Annotated in this window: 18 protein-coding genes; 5 read left to right on the top strand and 13 right to left on the bottom strand. The window is 45.9% G+C overall.

Annotated features, from left to right (window positions below; all coding sequences use genetic code 11):
* Window positions 1–99 precede the first annotated feature (99 nt).
* From rplI to G395_RS0111490, 4 genes are all read right to left on the bottom strand, one after another.
* On the bottom strand, window positions 100–546 hold the full coding sequence (gene rplI, locus G395_RS0111475; protein WP_026630173.1) for a 50S ribosomal protein L9: 447 nt from the start codon (window positions 544–546) through the stop codon (window positions 100–102).
* 20 nt (window positions 547–566) lie between these two features.
* Window positions 567–818, bottom strand: a complete 252-nt coding sequence (gene rpsR, locus G395_RS0111480; RefSeq protein ID WP_026630174.1) for a 30S ribosomal protein S18 — start codon at window positions 816–818, stop codon at window positions 567–569.
* 3 nt (window positions 819–821) lie between these two features.
* On the bottom strand, window positions 822–1,202 hold the full coding sequence (gene rpsF, locus G395_RS0111485; RefSeq protein WP_026630175.1) for a 30S ribosomal protein S6: 381 nt from the start codon (window positions 1,200–1,202) through the stop codon (window positions 822–824).
* A gap of 137 nt (window positions 1,203–1,339) precedes the next feature.
* Window positions 1,340–2,281, bottom strand: coding sequence for a DUF8428 domain-containing protein (locus G395_RS0111490; protein WP_026630176.1), 942 nt, complete (start codon window positions 2,279–2,281; stop codon window positions 1,340–1,342).
* Between the two features lie 140 nt (window positions 2,282–2,421).
* Between G395_RS0111490 and G395_RS0111495 the strand changes: the two genes are divergently transcribed.
* Window positions 2,422–3,084 (top strand): YggS family pyridoxal phosphate-dependent enzyme, encoded by a 663-nt coding sequence (locus G395_RS0111495; protein ID WP_026630177.1) that lies wholly within the window; start codon window positions 2,422–2,424, stop codon window positions 3,082–3,084.
* Here G395_RS0111495 and G395_RS0111500 read toward each other — a convergent pair.
* Window positions 3,076–4,122: a glycosyltransferase family 9 protein gene (locus G395_RS0111500; RefSeq protein WP_026630178.1), complete on the bottom strand. Its 1,047-nt coding sequence runs from the start codon at window positions 4,120–4,122 to the stop codon at window positions 3,076–3,078. The two genes, G395_RS0111495 and G395_RS0111500, sit on opposite strands and share 9 nt — an antisense overlap.
* A 193-nt stretch (window positions 4,123–4,315) precedes the next feature.
* Between G395_RS0111500 and G395_RS0111505 the strand changes: the two genes are divergently transcribed.
* Window positions 4,316–4,693 carry a DUF423 domain-containing protein gene (locus G395_RS0111505; RefSeq protein ID WP_026630179.1) on the top strand — a complete coding sequence of 126 codons (378 nt, stop codon included), beginning with the start codon at window positions 4,316–4,318 and terminating at the stop codon, window positions 4,691–4,693.
* 13 nt (window positions 4,694–4,706) lie between these two features.
* Here G395_RS0111505 and rodA read toward each other — a convergent pair whose 3' ends face one another.
* From rodA to G395_RS0111525, 4 genes are all read right to left on the bottom strand, one after another.
* Window positions 4,707–5,990 (bottom strand): rod shape-determining protein RodA, encoded by a 1,284-nt coding sequence (gene rodA / locus G395_RS0111510; protein ID WP_026630180.1) that lies wholly within the window; start codon window positions 5,988–5,990, stop codon window positions 4,707–4,709.
* Between the two features lie 13 nt (window positions 5,991–6,003).
* A complete protein-coding gene (gene mrdA, locus G395_RS0111515) occupies window positions 6,004–7,929 on the bottom strand; it encodes a penicillin-binding protein 2 (protein ID WP_026630181.1) in 1,926 nt (641 codons plus the stop codon).
* Window positions 7,930–8,047: 118 nt separating this feature from the next.
* Entirely contained in the window at window positions 8,048–9,619 is a 1,572-nt protein-coding gene (locus tag G395_RS0111520) for an NFACT RNA binding domain-containing protein (RefSeq protein WP_026630182.1), read from the bottom strand.
* Between the two features lie 36 nt (window positions 9,620–9,655).
* Window positions 9,656–10,714, bottom strand: a complete 1,059-nt coding sequence (locus tag G395_RS0111525) for a PLP-dependent cysteine synthase family protein (RefSeq protein ID WP_026630183.1) — start codon at window positions 10,712–10,714, stop codon at window positions 9,656–9,658.
* A gap of 141 nt (window positions 10,715–10,855) precedes the next feature.
* Here G395_RS0111525 and G395_RS0111530 point away from each other — a divergent pair, with 141 nt between their 5' ends.
* A complete protein-coding gene (locus G395_RS0111530; RefSeq protein ID WP_026630184.1) occupies window positions 10,856–11,074 on the top strand; it encodes a DUF8507 family protein in 219 nt (72 codons plus the stop codon).
* 3 nt (window positions 11,075–11,077) lie between these two features.
* Window positions 11,078–11,482 carry a putative toxin-antitoxin system toxin component, PIN family gene (locus G395_RS0111535; protein WP_026630185.1) on the top strand — a complete coding sequence of 135 codons (405 nt, stop codon included), beginning with the start codon at window positions 11,078–11,080 and terminating at the stop codon, window positions 11,480–11,482.
* 86 nt (window positions 11,483–11,568) lie between these two features.
* Here G395_RS0111535 and G395_RS0111540 read toward each other — a convergent pair whose 3' ends face one another.
* The 4 genes from G395_RS0111540 to G395_RS0111555 are packed head-to-tail and all read right to left on the bottom strand — an operon-like array spanning window position 11,569 to window position 16,257.
* Entirely contained in the window at window positions 11,569–13,143 is a 1,575-nt protein-coding gene (locus G395_RS0111540; RefSeq protein ID WP_026630186.1) for a DHA2 family efflux MFS transporter permease subunit, read from the bottom strand.
* Between the two features lie 32 nt (window positions 13,144–13,175).
* Window positions 13,176–14,285, bottom strand: a complete 1,110-nt coding sequence (locus tag G395_RS0111545) for an HlyD family secretion protein (protein WP_026630187.1) — start codon at window positions 14,283–14,285, stop codon at window positions 13,176–13,178.
* A gap of 15 nt (window positions 14,286–14,300) precedes the next feature.
* Window positions 14,301–15,635 (bottom strand): TolC family protein, encoded by a 1,335-nt coding sequence (locus tag G395_RS0111550; RefSeq protein WP_229204141.1) that lies wholly within the window; start codon window positions 15,633–15,635, stop codon window positions 14,301–14,303.
* Window positions 15,613–16,257 carry a TetR/AcrR family transcriptional regulator gene (locus G395_RS0111555; RefSeq protein ID WP_026630189.1) on the bottom strand — a complete coding sequence of 215 codons (645 nt, stop codon included), beginning with the start codon at window positions 16,255–16,257 and terminating at the stop codon, window positions 15,613–15,615. Before G395_RS0111555 ends, G395_RS0111550 begins: the two co-directional genes overlap by 23 nt.
* 282 nt (window positions 16,258–16,539) lie before the next feature.
* Here G395_RS0111555 and G395_RS0111560 point away from each other — a divergent pair, with 282 nt between their 5' ends.
* Window positions 16,540–19,683: a M12 family metallo-peptidase gene (locus G395_RS0111560; RefSeq protein WP_169720030.1), complete on the top strand. Its 3,144-nt coding sequence runs from the start codon at window positions 16,540–16,542 to the stop codon at window positions 19,681–19,683.
* The last annotated feature ends 1 nt before the right edge of the window (window position 19,684 follow it).

Raw genomic sequence — 19,684 nt, forward strand, 5'->3', positions numbered from 1 at the left:
GTTTATCTTATTCATTCACTCATTCACTTATTTACTCATTCAAAAAGACATAAAAAAAGCAGCTTTAAGGGCTGCTTTTTTTATGTCTTTTTGAAACAATTAGTCTTCCTGCGCGATAACGTTCAGGGCGATTTTGTGTTTCACTTCTTTATGCAAGTCGATTGTTGCAGAGTAAGTTCCGATGGATTTAACATCATCCAAAGTAATTTTCTTGCGGTCGATATTGAAACCTTTTGCTTTAAGGACATCAGCAACCTGTGTGTTGGTAACACGTCCGAAGATACGGCCGCTTTCCCCTACCACAGTTTTGATATCGATTGTAAGATCGCCGATTGCTGCTGCAATTTCTTCTGCGTCTTTTTTCAGCTTTTCAGCTTTGTGCGAAGCCTGACGCACGTTTTCAGCAACGATTTTGCGGTTAGAGGCATTCGCCAATAATGCAAAACCCTGAGGGATAAGGTAGTTACGACCGTAACCTGCTTTCACAGTAACGATATCGTTTTTATAACCTACACCTGCTATATCCGTTATAAGTATGATTTCCATTGTTTGTAGCTCTTTCTATATTATTTCAATTGATCAGCAACAAAAGGCAATAAAGCCAAGTGACGCGCTCTTTTAATTGCCTGAGAAACTTTGCGTTGATATTTCAAGCTTGTTCCTGTAAGGCGGCGTGGCAAGATCTTACCTTGCTCATTCACCAGTTTCAATAAGAAATCCGGATTCTTGTAGTCGATATATTTAATGCCTGCTTTCTTAAAACGGCAGTATTTCTTACGGTTATTGTTTTTTTCAACCGGTTCGTTTACTAGTGACATAGCTTATGCGTTTTCGGTTTTAGACTCAGTTGACTCTTCTCTTTTTCTTCCAACCAGACCCTTACGTTTTTTCTCGTTGTAAGCAATTGAATGCTTATCCAGGGCGATTGTCATAAAACGCAAAATGCGCTCGTCACGACGGAATTCGGTCTCCAAAACGTCAACCACGTTTCCTTCATTTGCTGTGTATTCTACAACATGATAGAAACCTGAGTTTTTCTTTTGGATGGGGTAGGCCAGCTTGCGCAATCCCCAATTTTCTTCATGTACAATCGATCCACCATTTGCGGTGATGATTGTCGTGAATTTTTCAACGGCGTCCTTTGCCTGGGCCTCAGACAAAATGGGAGTTAGAATGAACACCGTTTCATATTGCTTAGACATACGGTAATTGATTAATTATATAATGTAAAATAAAAACCCTCACTTTGGGTTCATACCAAAATGAGGGTGCAAAAATAGGGCTTGAAATCCATAATTCCAAGCCCTGATCTTACTTAAATTCAAGTTATTCAGCCTCGTTACTTGACTTCGAAGTCGCCCTGCCCTATTTTAAATCCTTCACTGTAAACCTCAATGGCATATTTGCCGTCTTTCAAAGGAATGCCGCCGCGTCCGTACAAAATATCCACAGATTGGCCGCTGTTTGTGAAATTGACAGTCTGGCGTGAGCTGTAAATCAACTCTTTACCGTCGTGCATAAATGACCCCGAACCTGTGGCCATATCCGATAAAACCGCTCCGTCCGGATCCAGGATACGCAGATACATTTCTTTCTCATTCTGCTTGGCAACAGCATTTGGCGCCAGTGAGAAATTAACACGCAGCTTGTCGATGCGTTTTGCCTTGTATTTTCCGCCTTCGCGCTCTTTTCCTCTTGCAGAAACTGCATTAACCGTCAGATTTTCAGCCCTTAATGCAGAGGCAATGCTTACTTTTTCAGCCAGTTCCCTATTTTGAACAGAATAATTAGTCACAGAATCAGCAAGCAACTGCTTCTCGGATTCCAGCCCGGTTACTTTCTCGTTCAACTCCTGATTTTTCGTGGTCGCAATTCCCAATTCCTGCCTTAGCTGGGCAATTTCCGTGTCTTTTTCGTTCAACACATTTTCGTAACCCTTGATCTTCTTATTATAACCGGAAGCCGAGTAACTGCTCATATTCTTTAATTCCTGCTTATCCTTTTCAAGTTGCAGCTTCATTGCCATCAATGAATCCACACTTCCGCCCAGTTTCTGGATTTCGGCAATCTTAATGTCCAGTTCCTGCGAAATGGAATCGAGCTTCGTTTTGATAAAGAGAACTTCCTCTGTTTTAGCAGTTATAATGTCATCCTTAGCGAGATTTTCCTGTTTTTCGTGATAGATAAAATAAACAAGCACCAAATTAAGCAATAGCAATACGGCCAAAGCGGCCCATAGGAGGGTTTTCCTGTCTTGCTTTTGTTCCTGATTATAGTCCATACAGAAGGTTATATTTTTTAATTCGTTGGTAAAAGAACTATGTTTTTTTCAATTTTGAAATATGTTAACATCTATTTCTAAGCGCCTGCGGTGAATTTGTTTCTTTAATCCTTTAATTATCAAAAAATTAGAATCTCAAAATGCCAACAATTGCTGACAACATTGCCCAAATAGAAAAAGGATTAAAACAGGAAACCCGTTTAATTGCAGTAACAAAAACCAAGCCCGAAGAAGTTCTCATGGAAGCTTATAACGCTGGCTGCAAGCGTTTTGGAGAGAATAAGGTCCAGGAAATGACCGCCAAATACGAGGCGCTGCCCAAAGACATTGAGTGGCACATGATCGGTCATTTACAAACCAACAAGGTAAAATACATGGCACCCTATGTGACTCTGGTTCATTCGGTTGACAGTCTTAAGTTGCTGAAAGAGATTAATAAGGAAGCTGCTAAAAACGACCGGATCATTCCGTGCCTGCTTCAAATTTTTATCGCGCAGGAAGAAACAAAATTTGGACTTTCGGAAGAAGAAGCGCTGGAAATTATCACATCGTCGGAGCTGTTGGAACTACAAAATATCCGCATTGCAGGCCTGATGGGAATGGCTTCCAACACGGAGGATGAACAAGTTGTTCGTGCGGAATTCAAGGGGTTGAAAGCATTGTTTGAATCCTTCAAGTCCTATCAGAATGAGCAGATTAGCATGCAGGAACTCTCCATGGGCATGAGTGCGGACTACACGATCGCGATGGAAGAAGGCAGCACATTGATCCGGGTCGGAAGTTCTATTTTTGGATCAAGGTAAGGAGATTACGCCAGCCACTTTGTCCCGCACGAAGTCAAATGAAAGCTGCGCGCATGGAAGGCCCTTCTGGCGCACGAAAACAGCATTTTCCTGACTTCCATAACCGCCCGAATAGGGATTATACTCAGGAAAATCATTCAGCGAACCCATCAAAATTACCCCAAAAGTGCCCGAAGCATTGCCCAAATGCGAAGGTCCGCTGTCCAGCCCGATAAAATAAGAAGCGCGGCGGATCACCTCGGCTGTTTCCAGAATGCTAAGCTGGCCACACAAGTTGCGATAGGTTTTTGTGCTTACATTCAAATTGCTTTTTAGGCCGATTTCGACAATTTGATAAGGATAATTGTCCGCAAGCCACTGCACAAGCTGTTCCCATTTTTCGGCAGGCCAGTCCTTCGGTGCGTAATTGGATTGGCAATGCAGGACAATAAAAGGTTCTTTTAAATTTAAGGAATCCACTTTTTGCCGATGACTTTCCTGCAAATAAAGTTTCGGCTTATCATCCGCAGGAAATGTAGCTTTTTCGGGGATCAAATCACCCGTTTGCGCAAATACCTGCAGCAGATTGCCGTAGTTGAAATAGTTGTAAATATTGATGTTACGCCGCGTTGCAACCGGATTATCAACAAATACCTGACACTTGGGACAATGGTTGTTGTTTGTGAATTGCAGTTGGATAACCTCGTCAAAAATGCCTGTATCCAGCAATGTTTTACGTTGGGTCACACAAAATTCCCTGAAAATTTCATCAATAGAAGGATTATGCGAGACCAACTCACTGAACGAGGGCTTGACAAACCAAACAATGTGCGCATCGGGATGCAGTGACCGCACGTAACGAGAGATCGGTTCCGCTGCCACAATATCCCCGAAATGCTCCGTACGGATGATCGCGATCAGCTTCTGGCCTTTTTTTAGCTTGCCTTTGACACCTTTGAAATGTAAATAAGCCTGATAACCAAGCAGGTGCGCTTTACCAATGTGCGTGTATTTGTAATAACGATGAGTCCAGAGCGCTATAAAACTTTTTAAAGTCATTTGCTAAGTATAATCTACAATGTGCGGCAACGTCCAATCCGCCTTTACAAGCTCGCAAGATAATAAAATTGAAACAAAGAGTTGGTTACGCTGCATTCCAGGCATAACTTTACCGGGCTGCATGGCCCCGATTTGGCGGGTCAAAGAGCAGCGCAGACCTCATTTTCAATTATCCAGATTAATACAAAATACTATGAAATTCATGATTCAGGCCGGTGGAATATTGGGTGCGCTTGCGGTTGCCTTGGGCGCATTCGGGGCACATGCATTGAAGGGAATGCTCGAAGCATCCGGCAGGAGTGAAACTTTTGAAACAGCCGTAAAATACCAGTTTTACCACGCCATAGCCATGGTTTTGGTAGGATTGCTGATGCAACGTGCTGGCACAGATGCTATCAAGTTACTAGGCTGGTCGGGCAATGCATTCGCTATTGGCGTAATCATTTTTTCAGGCTCCCTTTACGCCATCTGCTTCACCGGCATCACCAAATTCGGCGCCACCGCGCCTATTGGAGGCGTGGCGTTAATAGTGGGATGGGTGTTGCTGATTTTGGCAGCAGGGAAAATGTGATCATTCAAAATTCCTAACCCCGCGACAACGTAAACGGACGCTGGGCGTCAATTTTCAGGAATACAAAAAGCAGGATTGAGAATGACCAGAGTGAGGAACCGCCGTAACTGAAAAACGGCAGCGGGATTCCGATTACGGGCATGAGCCCGATTGTCATGCCAACATTGACCATGAAGTGGAAGAAGATAATCCCGGCCACGCAATAGCCATACACCCGCGCAAACCGGCTTCGCTGTCGTTCGGCGAGCACGACGAGTCTGGCGATCAATGACACAAAAAGCACAACGACGACTGCCGAGCCGATAAAGCCGTGCTCCTCGCCCACTGTACAGAATATAAAGTCAGTGCTTTGCTCTGGTACGAAGTCGAATTTGGTCTGCGTTCCCTGCAAAAAGCCTTTCCCAGAAAATCCGCCTGAGCCGATTGCAATCTTGGATTGGATCACGTTCCAGCCAATGCCACGCGGATCGGAATCGGGATCCAGGAGAACCATAATACGGCCTCTCTGGTGTTTTTGAAGGACATTATTCATAAAAAAGTCCACCCCGAACACGATCCCTATCATGACGAATGCAATGATGATCGTGGCCCAAAGTCCACCCCGCCTACGTGTCATCACCGGCATCAGCCAGATTGCCAGACCTGCAATCACAATAATCACCGCTGCGATATACCACTTCACGAAAAGCAATGTAATGATCAGCAAAGCCGCCGTAACCATCCCAATAGCCGGAATAAACCCGGGCATTCCCTCACGGTAAAGCACGATGGCAAAAGAAGCAAACACGAGCATCGAACCCGTTTCATTAGACAAAAGGATCAGAAATGCCGGCAGTGCAATGATTCCCATAATGGGATAATAATCTTTGAGCTTGCGCGTAAGGCTGATCGCCGGATCGCTCAGATATTTTGAAATCGCCAGACTGATCGCCAGCTTGGAAAACTCAGCAGGTTGGAGCGAGAAAGCGCCAAATTTGATCCAGGAACGCGATCCGTTAATGTTGGACCCGGCAAACAAGACCACGATCAGCAGGAAAACAATGACCGCATAAATAATGAAGGAGAAAGTCTCGTAAAACTTGTAATCGATCACCAGAATACAAATGATCAGCAGGGCTGCAGTTCCGATCCACATCAGCTGCTTACCCGCATTGTTACCCAAATCGAACATGCTCATGTTCACCTCCGGGTTATAAACGGCCGCGTAAATGTTCACCCAGCCAATCCCCAGACAAGCGATGTAGATAAGCACCACCATCCAGTCAACATTCTTCGTTATGGGCTTATTTTCAGCCATTTTAAGTCTTTGGTTATTGTTTCTTAGGTGCAGTGACTGTCTTCGTAATCGGTATTTTTTTAGCCGAATCCGCAGTGATCAGCTTTTTCTTTAACGAATCGACGGAGATCGGTTTTTTCTGTCCGGGCAGGATTACTTTGCTCATCAGGTCGGCTTTGAACATCCGCTCTTCCAGCGCTTTGTTGGTGACCTTCCTAGTCAGATATTTCTCGATAATCAAGTTTGCGATCGGCGCTGCTGCGGAACCTCCTGCTCCTGCATTTTCAACAAATACAGCAATGGCGATTTTTGGATTTTCAACCGGCGCAAAGGCGATGAAGATCGAGTGGTCATCCCCGCGTTTGTTCTGCGAAGTCCCGGTCTTCCCGGCAATGGTAATCCCCTCAACACGCGACCGGCGGGCCGTTCCGCCTTCCACCGCGCCGATCATTCCTTCAATAACCGGATCAAAATTGTGGGCATCAACGCCCGTCTCATGTCTTACCAAAAATTCAGGGTTCACTTTTTTCGCATCACCAATGCCATGGATCACGTGCGGGGTATAGAAATAACCTTTGTTCGCAATGATCGCGGCCACATTGGCCATTTTCAAAGGCGTGATCAGCAACTCGCCCTCGCCAATGCTTAGGGAGTAAATGTTGGAGAATTTCCAGCGATATTCGCCATAGAAGCGGTCATAGTATTTTTTATTTGGCAAGTTCCCCTTGTATTCACTCGGAAGGTCAATCCCCAACCTTTGTCCAATCCCAAATTTACTGATCGCATCATGCCATGCGTCCAACCCGACGGCCGAGGCTTTGAATGTATTTTGAATGTTGTTTTTATAAATAATTCTTCTGAAAACATTGTAAAAATACGGGTTACAAGAGTGCATAACGCCCAAGGCGACGGTTCCGGTGGCGGGGTGATTGTGGCAGCCTACCGGGCAGTTTGCATGCGTAAAACCACTTTCCGGCGTGATCACACCTTCCTGCAAACCAATCAGCGCCTGGATCAACTTGAATGTAGACCCAGGCCGGTAACTCGCCATAACCGGTCTGTTGAAGAGCGGCTTGTAAGGATTTCGTGCCAGTGCAGCGTAGTTTTTCGAAAAATATCGGCTCGCCAGAATGTTCGGATCATAAGTCGGCGCGGAAACCATGGAAATGATCTGCCCCGTCTTCGGTTCGATCGCCACGACGCTGCCCACTTTGTTAACCATCAGACTATCTGCATATTGCTGCACTTCCAGGTCTACTCCCGAATAGAGATTGTCGCCCGCAACGGCCATGGTGTCCAGCTCGCCGCCTTTCCACGGGCCTTTGTAAACGCCGCTCACATTCTGCATCACGAACTTCGTTCCGCGTTTACCACGCAGTTCATTTTCATAAATTTTCTCGATCCCGCTCTGTCCAATGTAGTCGCTCTGGCGGTAGTAAGGCTCTTCCTGCTTTTCCAGCTGGCCTCTCGTGATCTCACTCACATAACCCAGTGTGTTCGCAAGTGTAGGCGCTGTATACGTACGCAGGGAGCTTTTAGCAAATTCAAAACCCGAATAATCGACCATAATGTCCTGAATGGAGGCAAAATCCTCTTTGGACAACTGGCGGAGAAATAACGATGGTTTTACGCGGCTGTATGCGCTCGCGGCATTCATTAAGCTGTCAAAATCGCGGCGCTCGATGCCCAAAACCTGGCAAAAACGCAGTGTATCATCGACTCTCGCCTTGTAAGGCGTGACCAATAAATCGTAAACGGGCGTGTTATAAACGATGAGCTTTCCTGTGCGGTCGTAAATCTGGCCCCGGAAGGGAATTTCGATGACGCGCTTAATGGAGTTGCTGGACGATTCGATGGAATAACTTTCGTCCAGAACCTGCAAGTAGAAAAGTCGAAACAAGTAGATGAGACCTACTAACGCAAAAAAACCAATGATGACAAAGCGACGACTTTCAAGCATTCTGCACTAAAATTCCTGTTCTCAATTTTCACACGAAGTTCGTCATATCGCAAGACTTATCAAAGCCCGTTTTCGGGATTCACGCACTAAAAACTTGATTTTAAAAAGAATAAATCGCCTATTCCCCCTTCGCCTCCACCATCACCACACTTTCCTTATCAATCACCACCGCGCCCTCCGGCAAGCCCTTTGGTTTGCGCACAAATTTCTTGGGCGTGTAGATCACCGGGCACAGCGAATCGTTTTTTCTTTTGGAATAAAAAGCCGCTAATTCGGCTGCCCGCTCGATCACTAATGCCGGAAAATTGCGTCCAGGCTGGTTTTTGACGACCACATGCGAGCCGGTAACATCCTTCGCGTGGAGCCAAAGGTCGTCTTTGGAAGCAAATTGTTTGGTTAACACATCATTGTTCTTCGCATTGCGGCCGATCAGGATGGTGTAACCCATGAATTCGACTTTTTTGAAAAGATCTGTGGCTGTTGCAACGGCTTTTGTCTGGTCGAGACTGTGCGTTTTAATGTAACCCCGCAGTTCTCGCAACGACTCGATTGCTTCGATTGCACTTAAATGTTTGGCCAGATTCTGACGCTCCGTTTCCCGGGCGGCGAGGCTGTCGTTCAATCTGCCTAATTCAATTTTTTCGTTTTTGGCCTTTCTGTAATAACCTTCTGCGTTTTTCTGGGCGGTAAGGTCTTTTTTGAGCTTGATGGTGATGGGCTGGTCGCGGTAAAAATCGAAGAGTTCTATTTTTTCGGTGCGTTCCGGAATGGCGTGGAGGTTGGCCATAATAATGTTGCCAATCTCATCATTCTTGGTCGCTTCTTCCAGTTCGACGAGCTTTTTAAATGTGTTTTCTAAATAATTATCCGTCTGCGAAAGCCTTTTTTTCAGCATCCGGATGATCTCCGCCTTTTCCTTCTCAATGCCGCTTAGCCGGATGTAGGCCAGATAAAAACCATTCAGCGCCTCAATAGGATCATTATATTCGGAAATAAGGTCGCCCACGGGCAAAAGTGAAAGCGTCGGAACGAGCTCGATTTTGGTTAAATAATAAGGCGGCGCATTCAATTTGGTCAGTGTTTGCTGAATAATGTTCCACTTCTCTGCGGCATCATTTAAACCACTTATTTTCTCTGACAAATAAGCATTTACCAGCTTTCCGAATGTTGGAAATAAGGTTTCAAAACGCTCATTATTCTGGATAAATGCTTCGTAAGCCTGGTAAATGTCGCGGTTGAGTGATTCGCATGTGATCGATTTGTCTGCCGGAAGTTTGTTATTAAAAAGCTGTGTGGCAACACCTGCTTCATTCAACGCAATCAGATTAGACCGGTTACCGAAAAGCTTGAAAACTAGCTTTTTACCATCCTGAAAACTAATCTGAATCGCGCGTTCATTTAAATAAACCTGAACAAAATCGACTTTTTGATTTTGAAAATCAGTGAAAAGATTAACGCTATTTCGGCGCGCCCGATCGAAACTATCCGGGAAGCTCAGGCAGGCGAAATTGGATCTTAATGTGGCTTTGATAAAAAACGGATCAGCCAGATTTTCGTCATTCACGGAAGAGTCAAACACGAGGATAATTTCGTCTTTTTCTTGACTGAAAGCTTCAATAAAGGTTTTTCCGGCCAGTCGCTGATGCAAGGCCGGGGCAAGCTGTTTTAAGAAATAATAATTCTGATGCACGTCGTTTCGGATAATTCAGCGCAAAAGTAGGCACTTTTACCCTAACCCGGTCACGCTGGCCAATCTCCGCCCCTCTTCCTGAACCGCATCGAGGAAACCATTTTTCGCCAGCCATGCATCATTATAGTAAGTATCCTGGTAACGCTCACCCGAGTCGCAGATCAACGTGACGATTGAACCTGTCAAATCCTGCTCCTTCATTTCCTGCGCCAGTTGCAGCGCGCCCCAGAAATTAGTCCCCGTGGAACCGCCTACCCTTCTGTTCAGGAGTTTGGACAATGTTTTCATCGCCGCAAAACTCGCCGCATCAGGCACGCGGATCATATGGTCCACCACGGTTGCAATAAAAGAAGGCTCCACCCTCGGCCGGCCAATGCCTTCAATCCATGATCCAAAATCGCTGCAAACGCCCGGATCATTGGTTTGCCAGCAATCGTAAAAAACTGAATTTTCGGGGTCCACCACACAAATCCGGCTCGCATAACGCTCGTAACGCACATAACGGCCCAATGTCGCCGAAGTCCCGCCGGTTCCCGCACCCACAACAATCCAGGTCGGAACCGGGTGCGCTTCAAACTGCATTTGCCGGAAAATCGATTCCGCAATGTTGTTATTTCCCCGCCAGTCCGTTGCCCGTTCTGCGTAAGTGAATTGGTCCATAAAATGACCATTATTTTCCTCTGCAACGCGTCTGGAAACGTCATAAACCTCGGCAGGATGATTGACAAAATGACATTTTCCACCATAAAATTCAATCGCCTGCACCTTGTCCTGGCTTGTCGTTTTTGGCATTACCGCAATGAATGGCAAACCCAGTAACCGCGCGAAATAGGCTTCCGAAACCGCAGTAGAGCCACTCGATGCCTCCACAACCGTCGTCCCCTCATGAATCCAGCCATTGCAAAGCCCATACAAAAACAGCGACCGCGACAACCGGTGCTTCAAACTCCCCGAAGGATGCGTCGATTCATCTTTAAAATAAAAATCAACCCCTTCAAAAGCAGGCAATTGCAAAGGAATCAAATGCGTATCCGCCGACCGCTGATAATCCGCCTCAATCTTGGTAATGGCAGCGGTTACCCAGGAATTTGACATAATTGTTTTGAAACATTTGTTAATAATGTCAGCAAGAACGGAATATTTCGAATCAATTTTCAGTTCTTCTTGTAGGGAACACTACTTCCTTTGACCTTATATAAAAGGTTGTTAATTTGTAAAAAAATTTAATCACTTAGAATGGAACAGGCGACTAAACTAAACTCCATGCAGTTGTTTATGCTCAAAATGTTCGAGAAGCAGCTGAACAGCAAACAGGAAAAAGAAATCAAGCAGTTGCTTTCGGAGTATTTTGCAAAGCAGATTGATGATGAAATGGATGAAATTTGGAAAAAGCGCGGACTATCGCAGGAAGATTTGGATGAAGCGCTGATAACACACAAACGCACTAAATATTAATGAATGGTTCTCGTCATCGACACCAACTGCCTGATGGTAAGCATTCCCAAACTATCAGCCACGCGATGGTTATTTGATGGTTTGAGAGCAGGAATTTTTGAGTTTGGCATTTCGACTGAAATCCTTGAAGAATATGAAGAGGTTATAGGCGGATTTTATTCCCCTAACCTGGCCACCAATGTGGTTGAACTACTCCCAAATCTGGAAAACGCAATCTGGGTTACGCCTTTTTATCGCTGGAATTTGATCAGTGATCAGGATGATAACAAGTTCGTAGACTGTGCTTTGGCTTGTCAGGCTGATTACATCGTGACGCATGACAAACACTTTAATGTACTCGCATCCATTCCTTTTCCAAAAGTCAATATTCTGAGTATGCAGGAATTAAAAGCACATTTGGAAATTTAATAACGACAAAAAAGATTTAGCCCCAAAAAAAGAGAAGCTTCCCAAACCCGGGAAGCTTCTGCAATATTACCACTACACTTGAAATCTTAATGTACGGAGGATGGGTCGACTTTGGTTTTGCCGCTTTTTGTCCAGAGTACGAAGGGGACGCAGATGAGGAACATGAGTCCCAGGTAAAGGAACACGTCCATGTAGGACATTACCTGCGCCTGTTTAGTGACCGTGTAATCCAGGATCTTGTAACCGCTTTTCAGCGCCACATCCGCTGGCATTCCCTTGGCCATAAATGATTGTTTCAGACCTTCGACGCGCTGCATGACAGACGGATTATTGATGTCCAGCTTGCTCACAAGATCATTGCGGTGCAGCATATTCTGGCGGGCCAGGTAAGTTGTGATCACCGCAACTCCGAACGAACCGCCCAGCTGCCGCATCATTCCGGTAAATGCGGCTCCTTCACCGATTTCCCTTCCTTTTAATGTTGATAAGGCTAATGTCGTAATCGGGACAAATAACAATCCCAAACCAACTCCACGCACGATCAGCATGTTAAAGAATGCATCTTTTCCGGTGTCGGGGGTAAGAATCAGGTAACCCCAGTAACTGTATATAAAGAAGAAGACCATCCCGGCCGAAACCAGATATTGCTGCTTCACACCGCGCTGAATGAGCTGACCCACAATGGGCATTATCATGGCCGTAACAACCGCTGCGGGCACCATCAGCATCCCCGATTGCGTCGCCGTCCAGCCTAATGTGGCCTGCGTGTACAATGGAATGACGAATGTTGAACCATATAATCCGAACCCGAGAATGAAGGATAAAATGGTCCCAACGCGCAGGTTTCCATTGGCCAAAACACGCAGGTTAACGATCGGATTTTTATAAGTCCATTCGCGCCAGATGAAGAAAAAGAAGCCAAAAACAGAGGTTACCGTTAACAGAATGATGATTTCGTCATTGAACCAGTCTTCTTCCTGCCCTTTTTCCAACACATATTGAAGCGAACCCACGGCAACGGCCAGCAGCACAATGCCCCAGTAATCGATTTCATTCGCTGCTTTCTTTTGCGAAAATCTTGGACTTCTTACAAATTGTAAAGTCAGCATTGCGGCAATGATGCCGAGCGGAATGTTGATATAAAAAATGTAAGGCCAACTGTAATGATCCACAATGTAACCTCCCAGCGGCGGACCCAATGTAGGTCCCACGATCACACCCAAACCGTAAATAGCCTGCGCGATTCCGCGTTTTTCGGGTGGGTAACTTTCGGTAATCAGAGTTTGCGCAGTTACAAGCAAGGCGCCACCGCCGAGACCTTGTATCAATCTGAAAAACACGAGTTCCCAGATGTTGTTTGCATTGCCGCAAAGAAAGGAGGCAACCGTAAAAATAATGATCGAAGCTGCAAAGTAATTGCGGCGGCCAAACTGCTGCGAAAGCCAGCTGGTCATGGGCACAATGATCACATTACCAATGGCATAAGCCGTAATAACCCAGCTCACTTCGGATAATGTACCGCCCAGGTTTCCCCGCATGTCGTTGAGCGCCACGTTAACAATGGTGGTGTCAACGATTTCGAGCAACGCGCACAGTACAGCTGTAATCGTAATGATGACCCTGCGGAAACCATATTCGACGAGTGATTCCTGTAATTCCATTTAATTTCAGTTTAAGGTCAGTGTACTGATCCTTAGTTCAATTCCACATCCACGAACACGTTCATGCCCGGTCTCAATTCTGCTATGCGCTGGTCGTTTGGCTGGGTGAATTCAATTCTTACCGGCAGACGCTGCACCACTTTAACAAAATTCCCACTTGCATTATCAGGAGGAAGCAATGCGAACCTTGCGCCGGTTGCAGGCGAGAAAGAAGCCACTTTTGCTTCAAATTCATGATCCGGATAAGCATCCACATGGATTTTCACGTGTTGTCCCAATTTCATCTTGGTCAATTGCGTCTCTTTGAAATTCGCTACCACCCAGGGCTCCGTAGTGGAGATAATGCTGAACAGCGGCTGACCGGCCTGTAAAAACTGCCCCACCTGCGCATTCACCTTAGAAACGCGGCCATCCGTAGGAGCCGTAATGACTGTGTAAGATAGGTTTAGCTCTGCATTGGCGATTTCTGCCTGGCGTGCCTTAATGTTGGCATTAGCCACATTGGTTTGCACAGAAGTTGCCCGAGTCTGGCTGCCTGCTGCTTTTGCCTGACGTTCCGCGGCGTTTTTCTGCGCCACCAAAACAGCCAGCTGACGCTCTGCTTTTTGTTTCGTTGCAGAAGCCTGCTCATATTCCTGCTGCGTGATCGAATGGTCTTTGATCAGATTTTCATAACGCGCAAAATCCTGATTCGCACGCCATACATTCACTTTCGCCTCTTCAATCTGCGCTTCTACGATCGACACATTCGCCTGATACGTGATGCCGCTTGCCTGCGATGCATTCGTGGTTGCATTGGCCACGACCAAGCTTCCCTGCGATCCCGCCAATCCGGCTTTCGCCTGTTCCAGCTTGATCAGCTGATCGCGGTTGTCGAGCACGATCAATGTGTCGCCTTTTTTAACGGTTTGGTTATCCTTTACTTTAATTTCTGTCACATAACCTGATATCCTGGGAATTACAGGGCTAATGTTCGCGTCGATCTGCGCGTCATCTGTTTCTTCGTGGTGCAATCCGTGGTTGTATTTGTTAAAACCCCACGTTCCGCCGATCGCAATCAGCACGCAAAGAATGATCACGAATGTGTAGCTTTTCTTTTTTGGAGCTTCCTCTGTTTCCAATGTATTTTGTCTGGTTTCCATTTCTGATGTTGAATTTTAATTAATCACTCCGGCTGATTGTTCTAGTTTTTTGTAGGCTACGATGGCGTCGGCTTTGGCGGCTTCGTAGTTGATGCGGGACTGCACCTGGGCCACGTCTGCATCGAGCAATTCTGTGGTGGTTACCAGGCTGTTATCGTATTTATTTTTAGTAATCCGGTAATTTTCATCCGCTTGCTCCACCGCTTTGGCATACACATCGATTTTTCTTTTGCTCAAAACATAATTGTAATAAGCCGTGTTAACTTCCAGATGAATGCGGTCCAGGAGGATCTGCTCATTCGTTTTCAGCTGATAAACCCTCGTTTTAGCCTGCTCCATTTTTGCACCCGATTTCCAAAGTGAACCAATGTCATATCGTACGCCAATCCCCGCATTCATTGCATTCGGGATTGTGGCGACTCCTGGAATGCTGAGGGCCACATAGCCGGCGGTTAAGGCCACGTTTGGATAAAAATCCGCCCTAACAACCTTGATATCCGAGTTTGCTGCTTTCTGACGGATGCCATTCGCGGCAATGTCTTTGCGGTGAGAAATGGCCGTTTGCTCCCACTCCGTCGCGATGCCTTCCTCCTTCAATGTGATAAAGCTGGCCGAATCCGCTGCAAGCACGGTGTTCTCAGGCATGCCCAGCAGGAGGTTCATATTAATGGTTGTTACTTTCAGATCGTTTTCAGCGTCCAGCAACGCAAGCTCAATGTTCGATTCCTGTAATTTGGCTTTCATGAGGTCGTTTCTGGCCAGCATTCCGTTTTTTTCGCGGTTTGTAAACTCAGTTACGCGCTCACGTTCCCGCAACAGGTTCTCTGCAACCAGATCCACCGATTTTTTTGCTTTGTACAAATTGCTATACGCTGCCACGGTGTTCTGGATGACGGCATCCCGGTCGTTTTCGGCGTCCAGTTTAGCTGCCTGTTCCAGGTAATGTGCTGATTCCAGGCCATATTTAAATCTGAACCCCGAGAAAATCGGAAGAGATGCGCTCGCCATTCCGTACATTACCTGGTGCACTTCGGGAGAACTGGTTTGTGTGCTGTCGTTTCCGTTCCTGGGTAATTTGAGGTTAATGTTCGGAGAATTTAATCTCAGGTAAGATCCCGAAACGCTCAGACTAGGCAACTGATTCTCCCGGATCTGCTTAATACTCAGACCCGCGAGGTCCACATTGGTCTGACTTAATTTGAGCTGTTTGCTGTTTTGTAAACTCATTTCAATCGCTTCTTCCAGCGTCAATTTGCGCTGTTCCTGAGCGAACGAATGAGCGGTTGCGGCGAGCCAGAACACGCTGGCGATCGCAAAAACCATTCTTTTAGTCCTGGTTGTGGTGTTCATTAGTTACTGTTGATTTAAATAAACTTTTTAAGTGCTGGCTTAACTTTCTTCTCAGATGCGTCTGAAATTCGACCTCCTCCATGTCTTCCAGACCGTTGATCCGCTTGTAAAATTCTTGTGTCGCGATCGCGTAATTGATCGTCCCATATAATGTTGTGGTCATCAGGCTGAGGTCAATGTTCTTGCGAAATGCGCCCTGGGCTTGTCCTTCCTCGATCAGCTTCTGCATCAATTGAATATTGCGCATTTTTAAAGTCCTGATGTGCTCCGAAATGGTGGGCGTGCGTTCCGAGGAAAGCTGCTCGCGCATCATAATGTTGTGAAAGCATTGGTTTCCCATCAGGCGGTCAATTGCACTGTCTATCAGGATGTTGATTTTCTGAATGGGGATTAGATCTTCGTTACTAAGCAAGGTTTCCATCCGCGAGCGGGACTCACCCATCCGCATCGCAAAAAGTGCCTCGATCAATTTTTCCTTGGATCCGAAATAATAGGAGATCATCGACACATTCACATTGGCCTCCTGCGCGATGTCCCGCACCGAAGTTCCAGCAAACCCTTTGTCGGCGAACAGGCGTTCAGCGACTTCTATAATTTGTATTTGCTTTGTGTTATATTCCATTTTAATGACTCATTAACAGTTGTTAGTACTAGCTTTCCGTTAATGATGATGCAAATTTAAGCTGGTCCAAAACAAAAATCAAACGATTGTTTGATTTTACTAAACAAACGTTTGATTAGTAAAATGAAATGTTGCTTTAATACCATTAAAATTTTTTTAATCTCGCGAGAAAGCCGGTTGCAACGAAAATGATGGGAACATTGTCCTATTTTTAAGGCAAACGGGCACATGACGGCACCCGTTTGCTCGGCAGGCCTGCGTTTCGGCAAAACTCCTCGTTCCATGAAAATACTTTTTACCAAAACCCTTGGGCTGATCCTTCTTTTTTTGGCAGCTTGTAATGTGGCCTCGGCTCAGCAGAGTCTTCCAGTCTGTGGTACAAACGATTCATTATCAGCGTCCCGGCTTCAAAAATTCGCTCTTGTAAAAGACCTTACCCGCGCCAGAATGGCCAATGAGCAAAAACTGGAATACAGGCTCGCCCTCGACATTAATTACAAAACATATATGCTCTACGACGGCGATAAAGCCCTGATTACAAGGCGCGCCGTCGAGTTTATCAATCGTGCTTCGGCTATTTTCGAGCGCGATATCAGTGTGAAATTGACCATCACGTCAATCCTGATCTGGGACAAACCCGAGCCGTATGCCCTGGATGAAGATTTTCAATATTATGGCAATGTTCAGAATTACTGGGCATCCAACCGAAATGACGAAAGGGACGCAGTGGTAAGCCTTTCGAGCCGGGATGGCTGGTTTTATGGCGGCTATCGCATGTGTTCTTCCAATTTTCCACGGCCCGAAATGCCTGATCTTGCCGTTGATTTGCTTTGTCATGAGCTTGGGCACACATTAGGCTCTCCGCATACGCATAACTGCTCGTGGCCAGGCGGCCCGATCGACCGTTGTACGACTTTGGAAGGTTCGAATTCGGAGTGCGAAGAAGGTTATCAGGAATCTGTCAATGGTTCTCTGATGTCCTATTGCCGGTCTGTTTTGCGTTTTCATCCTTTGTGCCAAAACCTGATGCGGAATTATGCCGAGGGCAATATGGATGGGAATTTCAGACTAAATGCCGTTCAGGCAAACCCGAGCGCGCCGGATTCATTGATCGTTTATGAGGATGATGCTCAAAATGCATCCCATACGCCTTCATTTCGCTGGAAAACGCCTTTTGGTGTAGACCAATATCGCTTCCAGATTGCCCGCGATGCTGCTTTTACGGACATTGTTGAAGATACATTGATTGCGCAGTCGCATTTTACTTCCGCCGGACAAAGCGAAGGATCGTATTTTGCTCGCGTAGGCACCGTGCAGATTCCCACGGCCATTTTATGGTCGCCCGTGTTGCCATTTTCCGTTTCAACGTTCACAGAACAATCCGCTCCCCCGCTGCTAATGAATATTTTATGGAAAAGTGACGGTTCATTTTCGGGACGTTTACAGAAATACGCAGGCATCGAATCTTATCAGATTGAAATGATTAATAAGAACCAGAATGACCATGTGGTGTATCATGATTTTCCTGCTACGAATGAAAAAATTCAGCATTTCGATATCTTGCTAAAGCCGGAAGGCTATGAGCGATATGCCGTTCGGCTTCGGGTGAAGAAAAACAACATTTGGAGTCAGTGGACTGACGCACAATACTTTTTCCCGCCCTGGAACACAACCATTACCGCCTCCACAGAACTGTCCAATGTCGCTGCTAAGCCAATCATCGCCGTTTCCACGCAAGTCTTTTCCATACATACAGGATTCTGGCAAAGCATTGAGATTGCCAGTGACGCGGCATTCAAAAATGTTGTTTTCAAAGATTCAGTCGCGCTCAGCGAAATGAATGGTGCTTTCACGAACAAAGGCATTTTCCAGCCCAATTTACACGAAAACAAAGGCTATTTCGGTCGCACCAGAGCACAATATATGCCGGGCATTTTCACTGCCTGGAAAAATTTTGAGATAAAAACCAATTGGGATGATTCGCGATTTGAATTCCTGGGTCTGGTTTCCAAAAACCTGCTCTCCACTACAAATGGATATGGTGTGCTGAAAAACCGGTTTTTTAATGCTGGTGATAAATTATATGTCTACGAATTCAGCAATGGCTTTTATGCGACAAAGGACCTCAAAACCTGGCAAGCCAGCACCATAGCAACGACAAAAGGCAAAAGCCCGAACACAATCCATTTTTTCGGCGCCAGGTGGGATGACGTTTTCGCAATGAGCTTCAATGCAATGCTCAGACGCAAGGTCGACGGAACATATGACAGAAGTTTTGCAAACGAAAAGTTTTTCTCGGACGAATTGGCGCCGCTTGTGATCACCGCTTCAACAGGTATATTTTTCAAAACATTTGACCGCGGCGTCGGGCGGTTCCTGAATGGCGAATGGACATTTTACGGCCAGGATGTCCTTGGCAGCAATCACGTGATTTGCGTTGCAGCAGATGCCGCGGATAATGTATGGGCGGTGATGGAGGGTGGCCTGGTCTATTCATTTAAAGATAATCATTGGGCTCCGCAGCCTCATTTGAACGGTTATCCAGGCATTGCGGGCATCGCTTTTGACAGCCAGCAGAATCTTTTTGCCTATGGCGAATGGGGTGTTTCGAAACTGAGAAAAAATTCCGAAACCTGGGAGCCGCTCTTCTCATTGCCAGGTTACATGATCCGAAAAATCATTTTTGACAAAAACAATCAAATGTGGGCGGCTGCTTACGGTTATCCCGATCAGAATTACGAGCCGCATGCATTGATCAAATATAAAGACCAAAAAACAACCGTTTATGCCGATGGCCTGAATATACTGAAAGAGCCGTTTGACATTACTATTTTCAATGATAAGCTATTGATTCTCACAACCGGAGGCGAAATCCACTCGTTTCAGGAAAACGATTTCCAGCGCTTCCAGCCCAAAGCTTCCTACAATGCCGGCGAAGAAATAACCGTGACACTGACCACAAACACGACTTTTGGAAAAAATAACGAAACAACCTTTATCCTGCGCAACACCGCCAACAACGCAATCACAAAAATTACCGACGTGAACATGACGGACAGGGCTTACACTCTAACGATTCCCGAAGACATTATGGGCGGCACCTACCAACTAAGAACCGCAACCACAGAACCGGAAGTGACTAGCAACGAAAGTGTTGCATTCAAAATCACAGCATCTCCCAATGCTAACATGCCTGATGAAGTTACTTTGATGCAGAATGTCCCTAACCCGGCCGGTGCGAGCACAGACATTGCTTTTTTCCTACCAGCCGATGAACAGATGACATTGACTCTATTTAATGTTAAAGGTCAAAAAATCAGCTTATTAGCAGACGCAAATTTCCGGCAGGCTGGCACATTGCGAAGCTTGACGGGCAGTTGCTTCCCTCGGGGATTTACATTTATCAGCTTAAAGCCGGCCATGTGAC

This window comes from Dyadobacter alkalitolerans DSM 23607 (genome assembly GCF_000428845.1).
Classification (GTDB): domain Bacteria; phylum Bacteroidota; class Bacteroidia; order Cytophagales; family Spirosomataceae; genus Dyadobacter; species Dyadobacter alkalitolerans.